Genomic DNA, 12,676 nt, shown 5'->3' with positions numbered 1-12,676 from the left:
CGGCCAAAGCTTTTGGAAGATTTCGCGACGCTCGCAATGAGGGCACCATCAGCTCCGTCATCCCCGCGCAACGGCGAAGCCGTTACGCAGGGGTGACGGTGAGAGATAAAAGCCCGTAGTTTCCACATCGTCATTGCGAGCGCAGCGAAGCAATCCAGAATCCGTCCGCGGCAAGACGCTGGATTGCTTCGCTGCGCTCGCAATGACGGAGCAAGAGGCATAGACTTCGCCTCCAAACACCACTGTCATTCCCCGCGACCCGGCTACGCCAAGGCTTCGCCGGGGTTGAGGTCGAGGGGCGCCGAAGCTTTAGCGTAGGCGGCAGGCGGGGAATCCAGTACGCCGCGGCCTATCGATTGAACTACGACCGCCTCGAAGTACTGGATCGCCCGCCCCAGTGCGCAAGTGCGCACAAGGCGGGCGATGACAGCGAATGTGTGGTCGCAGACACGCCTTCGCGCTCTCGCGGCGGATTTCGCCCGAGCTTTGCTTCATCGCTCCACCCTCTCTAGGCCAAGAGGGCGCAGGGAAGGCCGGGTGCCGGCTGGCACCCACGGTCCGCTGTGCGCGTGTAGCGCATGAAAAGATGCACAGCGGCATACAGGTGCAGCCAAAACACTCGGCCTTCCCTGCGCAGTGGTTGGACGGCTTATGCCGTGCTCTCCCGGGAGCCGAGTTCCTTCTGGCCTCCCTCGCCCCGCGAATTGACGATGCCGTCCGCCCGGTTGGGCTCGCGTGCACCTCCGCGAAAGGCTTGACCGTAGCAACGACGGTCAGGACCACACGGTTTTGCCGTACGCGCATTCGCTGACCGCCGCAGGGTTCTCCGGCCTTGTCGACGTAGCCGGAAAAATGCTGGCGAGACGAACTTTCAGCGCCGCTCATCTGCACGCGGTTTCGGGCTCACGGGGACTACCCGCCCTGCCCGCACCATGTCGTGCCGACGCTGCCGCGTCCACCGCAACCCGGCTCGCGAAAAATGACGACACATGATCGCCCCTCAAGGTCAAGCCGGGATGGGCGAACACATACGACAAATCCGAATTTCGGTAAAGCGGAATATTTTTGCGCAGGCGGATTGACAGGCCGTGCGGGTGTTTTGCCCGTCGGGCTTTGAGGCCTCGGCATCCGGGGCAAAAACCCTCGCATGACGCGTTGCTCCGGATCATTGCGGGAATGTGTGGTAGTCTTGTATGCATTATCCCAGTTGCCATCGCCGGGCACTTCGCTTTAGATGCCGCCAACTCGCCCTCGGATGACGGCCGAGGCTCAAAAATCCGCAAAATTGTCAAAGGGACGAAGCATGGCGCGCAATATTCTGATTCTTGGGGCTTCCTACGGCTCCCTGCTGGGCACGAAGCTGCTGATGGCGGGGCACAATGTCACCCTGGTCTGCCGCGCCAAGACTGCTGAGCTGATCAATCGTGACGGTACCGAGGTACGCATCAAGCTGCGCGACGAGGCGGTGCACCGGGCAATCTTCTCGCGCGACCTGCCCGGCAAGCTCGACGCGGTGACGCCGGGCGATGTCGACGTCTCCCGTTACGACATGGTCGGCCTTGCGATGCAGGAGCCGCAATACACCAACCACACGGTGCGCGTGCTCATGGTCAAGATCGCCGCGGCGAAGCTGCCGTGCCTGTCGATCATGAACATGCCGCCGCTGCCCTATCTGAAGCGGATTCCGGCGCTCGCAGGCATGGATCTCGAGGAGGCCTACACCAATGCGCAGGTGTGGGAGCGGTTCGAGCCGGGGCTGGTGACGCTGTGCTCGCCCGACCCGCAGGCCTTCCGCCCGCCGGAAGAAGCCGCGAACGTGCTTCATGTCGGCCTGCCCACCAACTTCAAGGCATCGGTCTTCGCCGACGACAAGCACAACAAGGTGCTGCGCGAGCTCGAAGCCGACATCGACGCGGTGACGCTCGACGGCCTCGACGTGCCGGTGAAGCTGAAAGTGTTCGATTCCCTCTTCGTGCCGCTGGCGAAATGGTCGATGCTGCTGACCGGCAACTATCGCTGCATCACGCCGCACGAGCCGCAGTCGATCCGCGACGCCGTGCACGGCGATCTCAAGCGCTCGCAGACGATCTACGATCATGTCGACGCGATCGCCCGCCGCCTCGGCGCCGATCCGCAGGACCAGGTGCCGTTCGCGAAATACGCCAAGGCGGCCGAAAGCCTGCTCAAGCCGTCGTCGGCCGCGCGCGCGGTGGCCAGCGGCGCCCCCTTCATCGAGCGCGTCGACCTGCTGGTGAAGCTGATCTCGCATCAGCTCGGCGTGCCCAACCCCGAGATCGACCGTACCGTCGAGACCGTGGACCAGAAGCTGAACGAGAAGATCGTGCAGGGCGGATCGGGCGCGCAGTAGCGGCGCGCCGCTTCTGTCACGATCGCCACGCTGCCTCGGCGCTCACGCGCTCAGGAATGATTGAAGCCAGATCAGGCCGGTCACCGCGACGAGCGTGACCGCGCCGGCGCGCGTGATGATCTCGGGGTGGCCGAGACGACGGACGCCGCGGCCGAGCGTGGCGCCGAACGCAATCCACGCAGCTCCCGCGGCGACGATCTGAAGCGCGATCATTCCGAGCCAGGGCAGGAGCTCGAACAGTCCGGCCTGGAGCGGCAGGAGCAGGAAGGCGAACACCATCGCCTTCGGATTCAGCAGCGTGGTGATCAGCACCTGGCGGAACGTCACCACGGCGCCGCCGCGCAGCTCGCGTGCGTTGACGCGCCAGAGCATGACGGCAAGGCCCAGGATGTAGACACTGACCGCCACGCGAAGCACGACGGCCGCAAGCGGAATGCCGCTCACGACGGGACCGAGCGCCAGCCGCAGCAGCGCGATCGCCGCGAGATAGCCGAACAGCTCGGCTGCGAGCAGATGGAGCGACCGCGAGATCCCGATCCCCGCCCCCGACGTCGCGAGCAAGGTGTTGGTCGGTCCCGGCATGGCGAGGAGGAAGCAGGTCGCCGTGAAGAAGGTCAGGAAGTTCATGCGCCCAGCTAACAGGTCTCGGGTTCATGGACCTTGATCTGCGTCATTCCACGCGGGCGGAACGGTTCCCGGTCACGCCTGAACGCCGCCGTGGGCAACAGAGCATGATTCGCGCTGCGGCGCTCGACGCGCCGCGGCCGGGTTGATAAGCCCCTGTCCGCGAATGATGGGGACTTGAGTCGGGACATGACGGTTGCGATCGAGATGGGGCTGACCACGGCGGGCGCCGCGGCGGCCATGGACCTCGAGGAACTGCTGGCGACCCGCCTCCTGGTGCAGGGCAATTCGGGCTCCGGCAAGTCGCATCTGCTGCGGCGGCTGCTGGAGCAGAGCGCGCCCTGGGTGCAGCAGGCCATCATCGACCCCGAGGGCGATTTCGTCACGCTGGCCGAGCGCTTCGGCCATCTCGTGATCGAAGCCGAGGATCACACCGAACGCGGCCTTCAGGTCGCCGGTGAGCGCGCGCGGCTGCATCGCGTCTCCACCGTACTCAATCTCGAGGGCCTCGACGCCGAGAACCAGATGCGGCGCGCCGCCGCGTTCCTCGGCGGCCTGTTCGACGTCGATCGCGACCATTGGTATCCAATGCTGGTGGTGGTGGACGAGGCGCAGCTGTTCGCACCGGCGGTCGCAGGCGAGGTGTCGGACGAGGCGCGGAAACTGTCGCTCGGCGCCATGACCAATCTGATGTGCCGCGGCCGCAAGCGCGGGCTCGCCGGCATCATCGCGACCCAGCGGCTGGCGAAGCTCGCCAAGAACGTCGCGGCGGAAGCCTCCAACTTCCTGATGGGCCGGACCTTCCTCGACATCGACATGGCGCGCGCCGCCGACCTGCTCGGCATGGAGCGGCGGCAGGCGGAAGCCTTTCGCGATCTCGAGCGCGGGCAGTTCATGGCGCTGGGACCTGCGCTGTCGCGCCGTCCGCTGCGATTGAACATTGGTGCGACCGACACCCAGCCGCGCAATTCGACGCCGCGGCTGATGCCGATGCCGGAAGCCGCACTTGAGGATATGCGCGCCGTGATCCTGGCCGCGCCGCCGCCCGATGCCAGCCGGCCGCAGCGCCGGCCGGCGCCGGACCTGCTCGAACAGCTCCGCGCGGCGAAGGCCGCCGCGCCGGAGATCCGGCCCGAAGCGATCGAGCTGCCGGTCAGCGCCGAGGAGCTCGCCGAGCGGCGCGAGCGCGTCGACCGGACCTTGCGTGCCGTGCTCGCCGAGCCCGATGCCGGCTTCCGCGCCATCGGCGTGCTCTATCAGGAATTCGTGGTCCGCTGCCGCATCGAGGGGCTCGGCGCGGCGGTACCTGACCTCAACGAATTCCGCCGCATGCTGACGCATGCGCGCGCCGGGCTCGGCGCTGACATCGCCGATGACGACGCCTGGCAGGACGTCTCGCTGCGCGCCTCGATCCTGCCCGACGACATGCAGGGCGTGTTCATGATGATCGCCCGCGCGGCGAAGGAAGGCTGGCCCTGCCCCGGCGACGCCGCGATCGCCCGCGCCTATGGCTCGCATTCGCTGCGCCGCGCGCAGCGCCTGCTCAGCTACATGGAGGAGCAGGGTCTCATCGTCTGCCAGCTCGACGGCGGCGGACGCCGGATCGTGACGCTGGTGGAGCTGGCCTGGGCGACCGCGCCGGGCGATCCCAACGGCGACGATCTGCCGGCGGAGCCGGCGCAGAGCGCGGCTTCGGCCTGATCGCTAGGCCGCCTCGGCACCGCCGAGATAGGCGTCGCGCACCCGCGGATCGTCCTTCAGCGCCCGCGCGGGACCGGAGAGCACGATCTTGCCGGTCTGGAGCACATAGGCCTCGTGCGCGATCTCGAGCGCGAGGCTGGCGTTCTGCTCGACCATGAACACCGACACGCCCTCCTGGTTGATGGTGCGGATCAGCTCAAGCACGCGATCGACATAGAGCGGCGACAGGCCCATGGTCGGCTCGTCCATCACGATCATCCTGGGACGGCTCATCAGCGCGCGCGCCATCGCCACCATCTGCTGCTCGCCGCCGGACAGCGAGCCTGCGCGCTGCGACAGCCGCTGGCCGAGCTTCGGAAACAGCGTCAGCATCTTGTCGAGATCCTGCGCCACCGCATCGCGGTCGTTGCGCACGAAGGCGCCCATCAGGATGTTCTCGCGGACGGTCATGTCCGCGAACAACCGCCGCGCCTCCGGCACCGAGGCGATGCCGCGGCGAACGATCTGCGGCGTGGAGAGCCCGATCAGCGAGGCGCCGTCGAACGTCACGTCGCCGGAACGCGGTTTGACGAGGCCGAGGATGATCTTCATCGTCGTGGACTTGCCGCTGGCATTGCCGCCGAGCAGGCAGACGATGTGGCCGCGCGCGACCGTGATCGACAGGTCGAAATGCACCTGGGCCTGGCCGTAGAAGGTGTTGACGTCGGTCAAAGCGAGCAGCGGTTCGGGTACGTTGGTCGTCATGCCGCGCTCTCCTGCTCCGCCGTCCCCGACAGGCCGTGACCGAGATAGGCCTCGATCACCTTGGGATCCTTGCGCACCTGTTCGCCCGGCCCTTCCGCGATCTTCTTGCCCTCGTCCATGACGATGACACGGTCGGAGAGGCGCATCACCATCTCCAGCTTGTGCTCGATCAACAGGATCGTCAGCCCTTCCGCCTTCAGCTCGGCGACGAGCGCCTGCATCTCCGCGGTCTCGGTCGGGTTCATGCCGGCGGTCGGCTCGTCGAGCAGCAACAGGCGCGGCCTAAGAGCGAGCGCGCGGGCGATCTCGACGCGGCGGCGGTTGGCGTAGGAGAGACTGTAGGCCGGCTGGTCGATCCGCGGCAGCAGCCGCTCGCCGAAGCGGGCGAGGATGGCCTTCACTTCCTCGCGCAGCCGTTCTTCCTCGGCCTTGACGCTGGCGGGACGGAGCAGCGCCAGCCCCAATTCCAGCAGCGGGCCGATCACCGGCACGGCCGGCTTCACCGCACGCAGCCGCGTATGCGCGCCGATCAGGACGTTGTCCATGACGCTGAGATTGCCGAAGACGCGGCCGAGCTGGAAGGTGCGGGCAATGCCTCCGGCCGCCAGCCGTTCCGGCGAGAGGCCGGTGATGTCGTGACCTTTGAAGCGGACCACGCCGGCGTCGGGCCGGTCGAGCCCGGTCACGAGGTTGAACAACGTCGTCTTGCCGGCGCCGTTCGGGCCGATGATGCTGACGAGCCCGCCCCTGGCGAGGTCGAGATCGATGGCGTCGACCGCGGTGAGGCCGCCGAAGCGCCGCGTCAGCCCGCGCAGGGACAGCATGGTTGTATGCTGCTCTGCCATCACATCGTCCCCAACAGGCCCTGCGGCCTGAATCGCACCAGCAGCAGGAGCACGATGCCGTAGATCAGGATGCGGTACTCCGCCGCGATCCGGAACAATTCGGGCAGGCCGACCAGCGCCACCGATCCGACGATGGCGCCGACGACGTTCCCCAAGCCACCAAGGATCACGACCGTCAGCGCCAGGATGGATTGCTGCGTGTTGAAGGTCTCGTGGTTGATGTAGGAATAGAGATGCGCGGCGATGCCGCCGCTGACGCCGGCGGCAAACCCGCCGAAGATGAAGGCGAGCGACTTGTAGCGGTTCAGGCTGAGGCCATAGGCGCGCGCGGCGATGTCGTCGTCCCTGATGGCGCGGAAGCTGCGGCCGAGATGCGAGCCGAGCAGGCGCGCCTGGAGCAGCGCCAGCACGATCATGACCGCGAGGCTGAACCAGTAGATCGAATTTGGACTGATCAGGTCGTAGCCGAACAGCGACAGCGGCGGAATGCCGGAGATGCCGATCGGACCGCGCGTGACGCTCTCCCAGTTCAGGATCACCAGCGACACGATCTCGCCGATGGCGAGCGTTGCGATCGACACGTAGTGTCCGCGCAGGCGGAACGACGGCGAGATCAATGCGGTTCCGAGCGCGGCGCTCATCAGGCCGCCGCCGATGATGGCGAGGCCGACCGGGACGGCGAAGCTCAGCGACAGCAGCGCCGAGGTATAGGCGCCGATCGCCAGCAGCGCCGCGTGTCCGAGCGAGACCTGGCCGATCGTGCCTGCAACGAGCGTCAGGCTGAGCGCGAGCATGCCGAGCAGCCAGGCGTTGATCAGGGTCTGGAGCACGTAGAAGGACACCGGGAACAGCGGCAGGATCGCAAAGGCAGCGGCTGCGACCAGCAGCGCCCAGCGTGGAATGCGCACCGGCCGGCTCGGCGCGATGAAGGTGCCGGTGAGCGGCTCGGGCGGTGCCTGCCGCGCGCTGGCGAACAGGCCGTTCGGCCGTAACACCAGCACGACGACCAGCAGCAGGAACGCGAACAGGTTGCGATAGCTGGTGCCGAACACGGCGACGCCGTAGCTCTCCACCAGTCCCAGCAGGAGGCTGCCGATCACCGCGCCCGGCACGTTGCCGGCGCCGCCGACGACTTCGGCGACGACGCCCTTGAGCGTCGCCTGAAGGCTCATCGCGGTGTCGATCTGGTTGTAGTACATGCCGACCAGCATGCCGGAGACGCCACCGAGTGCCGCGGCAATGCCGAACACCGCCTGATTGACACGGTTGACGTCCACGCCCATCTGCATCGCGGCGTCGCGGTCCTGCGCGGTGGCGCGCACCGCCCAGCCGAGCTTGCTGTAGCGCAGGAACACGAACAGCAAGAGCGCGCTGGTGATGCCGACGCCGGCGATGAGCAGATCGAGCGGCCCGATCGTGCCGCCACCGATCTGGAAGCGGACGTCCGGCAATTGGCTCGGCAGTGCGCGCGGATTCGGCGAGAAGGTCAGCATCACCAGCTGATCGAGTACGAAGCTGATGCCGATGGTCGCGAGCAGAGGTGCGATGCGCACCGAGTTCTGGAGCGGACGCAGGCCGAACCGCTCGATGACCAGTCCGACCAGCGCGGCGGCGACCGCGACCACGATGATGGTGAGCGGAAGCGGCGTATGCAGCTGCACCACCGCCACCCAGCCGATATAGGCGCCGACCAGATAGATCGATCCTTGCGCAAAGTTGATCAGCCGGCTGACGCCGAAGATCAGCGCGAGCCCGACCGCAACGAGGGCGTAGACATTACCGACGATCAGCCCGTTGATCGTGTAGTCGAGCCAGGAAGACACGCAGCGTTCCTATTGAAAAGAGAGCAGGCCGGAGCGAGCAAGCGCGATGAGATCATCGCGATTTAGTTTGTTTTACGCATGATCTCTTCGGAAAACCGCTTCCCACTCTTCCGGATCATGCGTCCGGCCATCATGTCAGGTCGGCTTGCCGTCCCAAAGCGCGAACTGCCCCTTGCGCACGACCAGCTCGGCATTCATGGCGCCCTTGACCCGGCGACTCTCGACGTCGAACGTCGCGGTCCCGAAGATCACGCTCGAGACATCCTTCACTTTCGCGAAGGCGTCGCGGATGGCGCGGCGATCGGCGCCGCCGATCTTCACGACCGCGGCGGCCATGTGCATCGCGTCATAGGAATAGGCATTGAAGGCGTCGGGCTCCTGCCCGTTGTACTTGGCCTTGAAGCCCGTGATGAACTTCTTCACCTCGGGCCTGGGATCCTCGGGGAAATAGCGCGTGCCGAGATGGACGTCCTCGACCGCCTCGCCGCCGAGCTCCAAAAATTTCGGCGAGTAGACCGAGCTTGCCGCGCAGATCGTCTGCTTGAGGCCAACCTGACGCGCCTGGCGCGCGATCAACGCACCGTCGGAATAATAGGAGATCAGGATCAGCCCGTCGGGACTGGCATCGCGCACGCGCACCAGCGTGGAGCGGAAGTCGCGCTCCTCCGCGATATAGCCCTCGGTGACCGCGATTTCGGCGCCGTATTCCTTCGCCGCCTTGACGAAATAGTCGCGGCTGGTGCGGCCCCAATCGGTGTTGAGGTGGAGTATCGCGAGCTTCTTGAGACCGAGGCGCTTGACGGCATAGGCCGCCAGCAGCGGCTGCTCGTCGGCCTGGCTGACGGACGTGCTCCACATGAAGTCACCGCCCTTGGTGAAATCGGGATGCGAGTTGGTGAAGCCGAACTGCACGAGGCCACCGCGCTGATAGATCGGGGATGCCGCCATCGAGGCGGGACTCGAGAAATCGCCGAGCTCCATGACGATCCGGGGATCGGAGACGAACTTCTGGGCAATGGCCACCGACTGGCGCGGGTCGCTCTGGCTGTCCTCGAATTGATAGGCGAGCTTGCGGCCATTGATGCCGCCGGCCGCCTGGATCTCGTCAAGCGCGAGATCAAAGCCCTGCTTCCACTGCGTGCCATATTGCGCGTTCGGCCCGGTCAGGGGGCCGCTGACGCCGAGCAGGATCGGCTCGGACGACTGCGCAAACGCGCTGCGCGAGAAGGCCGCTCCCGCCATCATGGCGGCGAGCGAGCCCTTGACCAGGGTACGGCGATCGATGTTGCTCATCTACGGCTCCATCCACTCAATGTTGAAACAAGCAGCAATTTCCATGCCGGTGAGATTGCCTATTTCGAGGGCTCACCGAGCGACAGCATCAGCCGGTTCGCCCAGTTGAAGAACGAGGCGCCGTTGATGACGTCGACGATCTCCGCGTCATCGAGACCGGCGCGGCGCAGCTCCTCGACATTGTCGGGGCCGAACGCGATCGGCGTCGCGGCCAGCGCCACCGACGCCTTGACCACGGCATTCCAGCGCTCGCCGAGATCGGCCTTGACGCCCTCGTCGAGCAGCCGCTGCACGTCGTCGCGGCGCTTGGAATAGGTGCTGGCAAATCGCGCATGCACGGAAGCACAATAGATGCAGCCGTTGTAACGCGAGGTCGCGGCGGCTGCGAGCTCGCGCTCGGCGCGCGGCAGGCCGTCGGCGACGTTGTAGAAGATGTCCTTGTCGGTCTTGGTGCGGGCTTCCAGCACCTCGGGATCGCGCACCAGCAGGCGGAAATATTCCGACTTGACGCGGGCGCGATCGACGAGGCCGGCGAAGTGCCGCTCGGTCAACTCCGCCTCGGGCAGCGGGTCGATCCACGACACCCAGCCGAGCTCGTCCTGGGTGAAGACGACGGGCGGATTGACTGTGTTTGCAGCGCTCATGATGCAACCTCCTACGCGCTTGCCGCTGCGAGCGTGCGCAAGCCGCTGACGACGCGGACCTGAAACGACAGGAACGCAACGAGTTGGGAGAACGTGACGATGCCGGTGGTCGACCAGCCTGCGGCGAGCAGCACCTTCATGTCGGCGGATGCGGCATCGCGCGGCCGGAACACCAGCAGATGCGCATGCTCGAGCGCCGCAACCAGCCGGGCGCCAAGCTGCGGTTTGCGTTCCGCGCTGACGCGATAGATCAGACCGGCCTTGTTCTCGACCGACAACGGTCCGGCCGGGAAGGCGCCATAGGGACCCGAGGTCTTGCCGCGCTCGATCTCGATCTGGATCGGCTCGACCAGCGCCGTTCCATCCGCATTCGCTGCGAGCTTCTCGCGATAGAAGGCGGCGACGGGGGACTCGCCATGGAGCCCCGTCACGAAGGCCGCAACCGCGGCACGTTCGGCAAGCGAAAAATCGCCGGCGTCGATCGGCTCGAACAGCGAGAAATAACTCTTCTGCGCGTTCTCGCGCGCCTGCACGCGCTTGCCGCGGATGCCGTCCAGGGTCGACCCCGGTTCGATCCCGGCGAGCGTGTCGATGATATCCTTCGTAGCCATCATTCAGCCTCGTACAACGCCATTCATTTCAATTAGCCCGCCAGCGCAACATCGGCCGCCGCCGTCCGGGCCCAGCCCAGCGCCGGCGCCACCTTGTCCGCGACCAGCTCGATCGAGCGCAGGATATAGGGGTGCGGGGCATCGACCGAATGCGCCTGGAAGACCAGATCGGTCACCCGCTCCAGCGTCGCATCGCCACGCAGCGAGGCGATGACCTCGTCGGCGGCGCCGACATGAGTGTCGAACGCGGTGATCATCTCCTCCAGCGACTCGCCCGGGGGAAGGTGGCCGCCCTTCATGAATTGCGGCAGCGCGCGCCGCAATCCGATGTCGGCAAGGCGCATCGCCTCACGATGGTCGTCGGCAACGAAGACGCTGCGCGAGGCCATGATGCGCGGCTCGCGTCCCGGGGGCAGCGCTGCGAGATAGGCGTCGATGATCGGGTTCTGGATCTCGGCCAGCGTTGCGCGCGGCGCCTCCTTGGTCCGCGGCTGCGTGCGCGAGAGCAGGAGACCGTCACCCGCCTTGCCGGCGCGGGCGCCGCCGGCGACCGAGAATGTCGCCTGCCAGATCCGGCCGTCCAATTGCGGCCGCTGCGGATAGAGCGTGTCGCCGCCGGTGAGCGGCTTGCCGGCGAGCGCGGTGCGGACGACCGCGAGATTGCGCGCAAAGATCTCGTTGCGCTGGGCGCCGTCGAGACCGAAGGCGGCAAAGGCCGACGGATTGCCGCCGGTGCCGACGCCGAGCTCGAACCGGCCGTCGCAGAGCAGGTCGAGCACCGCGGCGTCCTCCGCCACCCTCACCGCGTTCTCAAGCGGCAGGGTGACGATGCCGGTGCCGAGGCGAATGCGCGAAGTCTGTGCGGCAACGTAACCCAGAAAGGTGAAGGGCGACGGCAGGCCGCCCTCGCGCTCGTGAAAATGGTGCTGCGCGATCCACGCGGAATCGAGCCCGGCCTTCTCGGCGCGCACGATCTGCTCGGCCGCGAAGCGATAGCGGTCCGCCGGCGGCGCCTCGTCGAGAAGCCGCGTGAAGAAGCCCAGTCTTTTCAGATTTGCGAACCGTTTCATGCCAACCGCGCCCAACGTTGCAACAGCCCGCATAATGTCCGCTGCCGCAGCGCGAGGCAAGCAGCCGCCGCGCAGGGCTGCCACCCCGGAGCCATCCATTCCTGCCGAAGATACGACGCCGGCTGCCTACCAGCTGGGCAGCACCGCCCCCTTGAACTTGGTCAGGACGAACTCCTTCACCTCAGGCGTGTGATAGCTGTCCACCAACACCTTGACCCAGGGCTTGTCCTTGTCGGCGGCGCGAACCGCGATCAGGTTGACATAGGGTCCCTTCGGATCCTCGCGCAGGATCGGATCCTTGACCGGATCGAGGCCCGCCTGGGTTGCATAGTTGGTGTTGATCGCGGCTGCGTCGACGTCGTCGAGCGCGCGCGGCGCCTGCGCAGCGTCGACCTCGATGAACTTCAGCTTCTTGGGATTCTCGGTGATGTCGAGCACCGTGGGCTTGAACCCCGTGCCATCCTTCAGCTTGATCACGCCCTTGTCGCGCAGGAGCAGCAGCACGCGGCCGCCGTTGGTCGGATCGTTCGGGATCGAGACCTTGCCGCCCTCCGGGATATCGGCGAAGGCCTTGTGCTTCTTCGAATAGACGCCGATCGGGAAGTTCACGGTCAGGCCGACGGCCTCGATCTTGTAGCCGCGGTCGGCTTTCTGGTTGTCCAGGTACGGCTGGTTCTGGAACGAATTGGCCTGGATCTCGCCTGCATCGAGCGCGGCGTTCGGCACGACATAATCTGAGAACTCGAGCAGCTGGATATCGAGCCCCTGCTTGGCGGCGATCGGCTTCACCGCCTCGAGGATCTGCGCGTGCGGCCCCGGCGTCACGCCGATCTTGATGGTCTCGGCGCTAGCTGCGGCCGACCATGCGGCGAGCACGGTCGAGAGGATCAGGGGGAGGCGAAACGACATCTTGGTCTCCATACGTCTGCGACAACGATTGGAACCGTATTCGC

Annotated in this window: 11 protein-coding genes; 2 read left to right on the top strand and 9 right to left on the bottom strand. The window is 66.3% G+C overall.

All coding sequences use genetic code 11. The annotated features are described in order from the left end of the window. Positions 1-1,303 precede the first annotated feature (1,303 nt). On the top strand, positions 1,304-2,368 hold the full coding sequence (locus tag XI08_RS40175) for a ketopantoate reductase family protein (RefSeq protein WP_271578685.1): 1,065 nt from the start codon (positions 1,304-1,306) through the stop codon (positions 2,366-2,368). Between the two features lie 42 nt (positions 2,369-2,410). On the opposite strand, the gene XI08_RS40170 is transcribed toward XI08_RS40175, so the two are convergent. Next, on the bottom strand, positions 2,411-2,995 hold the full coding sequence (locus XI08_RS40170) for a LysE family translocator (RefSeq protein ID WP_271578684.1): 585 nt from the start codon (positions 2,993-2,995) through the stop codon (positions 2,411-2,413). 186 nt (positions 2,996-3,181) lie between these two features. Here XI08_RS40170 and XI08_RS40165 point away from each other — a divergent pair, with 186 nt between their 5' ends. Then, positions 3,182-4,693, top strand: coding sequence for an ATP-binding protein (locus XI08_RS40165; protein WP_135175756.1), 1,512 nt, complete (start codon positions 3,182-3,184; stop codon positions 4,691-4,693). A 3-nt stretch (positions 4,694-4,696) separates the two neighbouring features. On the opposite strand, the gene XI08_RS40160 is transcribed toward XI08_RS40165, so the two are convergent. The 8 genes from XI08_RS40160 to XI08_RS40125 form a co-directional block, all read right to left on the bottom strand. Then, on the bottom strand, positions 4,697-5,437 hold the full coding sequence (locus tag XI08_RS40160; protein ID WP_271578683.1) for an ABC transporter ATP-binding protein: 741 nt from the start codon (positions 5,435-5,437) through the stop codon (positions 4,697-4,699). Beyond that, positions 5,434-6,282 carry an ABC transporter ATP-binding protein gene (locus XI08_RS40155; protein ID WP_271578682.1) on the bottom strand — a complete coding sequence of 283 codons (849 nt, stop codon included), beginning with the start codon at positions 6,280-6,282 and terminating at the stop codon, positions 5,434-5,436. Before XI08_RS40155 ends, XI08_RS40160 begins: the two co-directional genes overlap by 4 nt. Beyond that, a complete protein-coding gene (locus tag XI08_RS40150; RefSeq protein WP_271578681.1) occupies positions 6,282-8,105 on the bottom strand; it encodes an ABC transporter permease in 1,824 nt (607 codons plus the stop codon). The genes XI08_RS40155 and XI08_RS40150 overlap by 1 nt, the downstream gene beginning before the upstream one ends. Positions 8,106-8,240: 135 nt before the next feature. Continuing rightward, positions 8,241-9,398 (bottom strand): ABC transporter substrate-binding protein, encoded by a 1,158-nt coding sequence (locus tag XI08_RS40145; protein ID WP_271578680.1) that lies wholly within the window; start codon positions 9,396-9,398, stop codon positions 8,241-8,243. 59 nt (positions 9,399-9,457) lie between these two features. After that, the gene (locus XI08_RS40140; RefSeq protein ID WP_271578679.1) at positions 9,458-10,042 is read right to left on the bottom strand and encodes an alkylhydroperoxidase domain protein; all 585 of its coding nucleotides are present in this window, start codon (positions 10,040-10,042) and stop codon (positions 9,458-9,460) included. An 11-nt stretch (positions 10,043-10,053) separates the two neighbouring features. Then, a complete protein-coding gene (locus tag XI08_RS40135) occupies positions 10,054-10,653 on the bottom strand; it encodes a CMD domain protein (protein WP_271578678.1) in 600 nt (199 codons plus the stop codon). Between the two features lie 32 nt (positions 10,654-10,685). Next, positions 10,686-11,723: a putative FMN-dependent luciferase-like monooxygenase gene (locus XI08_RS40130; protein ID WP_271578677.1), complete on the bottom strand. Its 1,038-nt coding sequence runs from the start codon at positions 11,721-11,723 to the stop codon at positions 10,686-10,688. A gap of 126 nt (positions 11,724-11,849) precedes the next feature. Further along, positions 11,850-12,644 (bottom strand): MetQ/NlpA family ABC transporter substrate-binding protein, encoded by a 795-nt coding sequence (locus tag XI08_RS40125; protein WP_027546088.1) that lies wholly within the window; start codon positions 12,642-12,644, stop codon positions 11,850-11,852. Positions 12,645-12,676: the final 32 nt, after the last annotated feature.

Origin of the sequence: Bradyrhizobium sp. CCBAU 11361 (assembly GCF_028128935.1) — a bacterium.
Lineage (GTDB): Bacteria > Pseudomonadota > Alphaproteobacteria > Rhizobiales > Xanthobacteraceae > Bradyrhizobium > Bradyrhizobium niftali.
Note: the sequence above shows the minus strand (reverse complement) of the source record. Positions and strands in the feature narration are given on the sequence as shown.

What these genes read in the sequence shown, in the direction of transcription:
- XI08_RS40175 (WP_271578685.1), top strand. Translation starts at nt 1,304, where the DNA reads ATGGCGCGCAATATTCTGATTCTTGGGGCTTCCTACGGCTCCCTGCTG.
- XI08_RS40170 (WP_271578684.1), bottom strand. Translation starts at nt 2,995, where the DNA reads ATGAACTTCCTGACCTTCTTCACGGCGACCTGCTTCCTCCTCGCCATG.
- XI08_RS40165 (WP_135175756.1), top strand. Translation starts at nt 3,182, where the DNA reads ATGACGGTTGCGATCGAGATGGGGCTGACCACGGCGGGCGCCGCGGCG.
- XI08_RS40160 (WP_271578683.1), bottom strand. Translation starts at nt 5,437, where the DNA reads ATGACGACCAACGTACCCGAACCGCTGCTCGCTTTGACCGACGTCAAC.
- XI08_RS40155 (WP_271578682.1), bottom strand. Translation starts at nt 6,282, where the DNA reads ATGGCAGAGCAGCATACAACCATGCTGTCCCTGCGCGGGCTGACGCGG.
- XI08_RS40145 (WP_271578680.1), bottom strand. Translation starts at nt 9,398, where the DNA reads ATGAGCAACATCGATCGCCGTACCCTGGTCAAGGGCTCGCTCGCCGCC.
- XI08_RS40140 (WP_271578679.1), bottom strand. Translation starts at nt 10,042, where the DNA reads ATGAGCGCTGCAAACACAGTCAATCCGCCCGTCGTCTTCACCCAGGAC.
- XI08_RS40135 (WP_271578678.1), bottom strand. Translation starts at nt 10,653, where the DNA reads ATGGCTACGAAGGATATCATCGACACGCTCGCCGGGATCGAACCGGGG.
- XI08_RS40130 (WP_271578677.1), bottom strand. Translation starts at nt 11,723, where the DNA reads ATGAAACGGTTCGCAAATCTGAAAAGACTGGGCTTCTTCACGCGGCTT.
- XI08_RS40125 (WP_027546088.1), bottom strand. Translation starts at nt 12,644, where the DNA reads ATGGAGACCAAGATGTCGTTTCGCCTCCCCCTGATCCTCTCGACCGTG.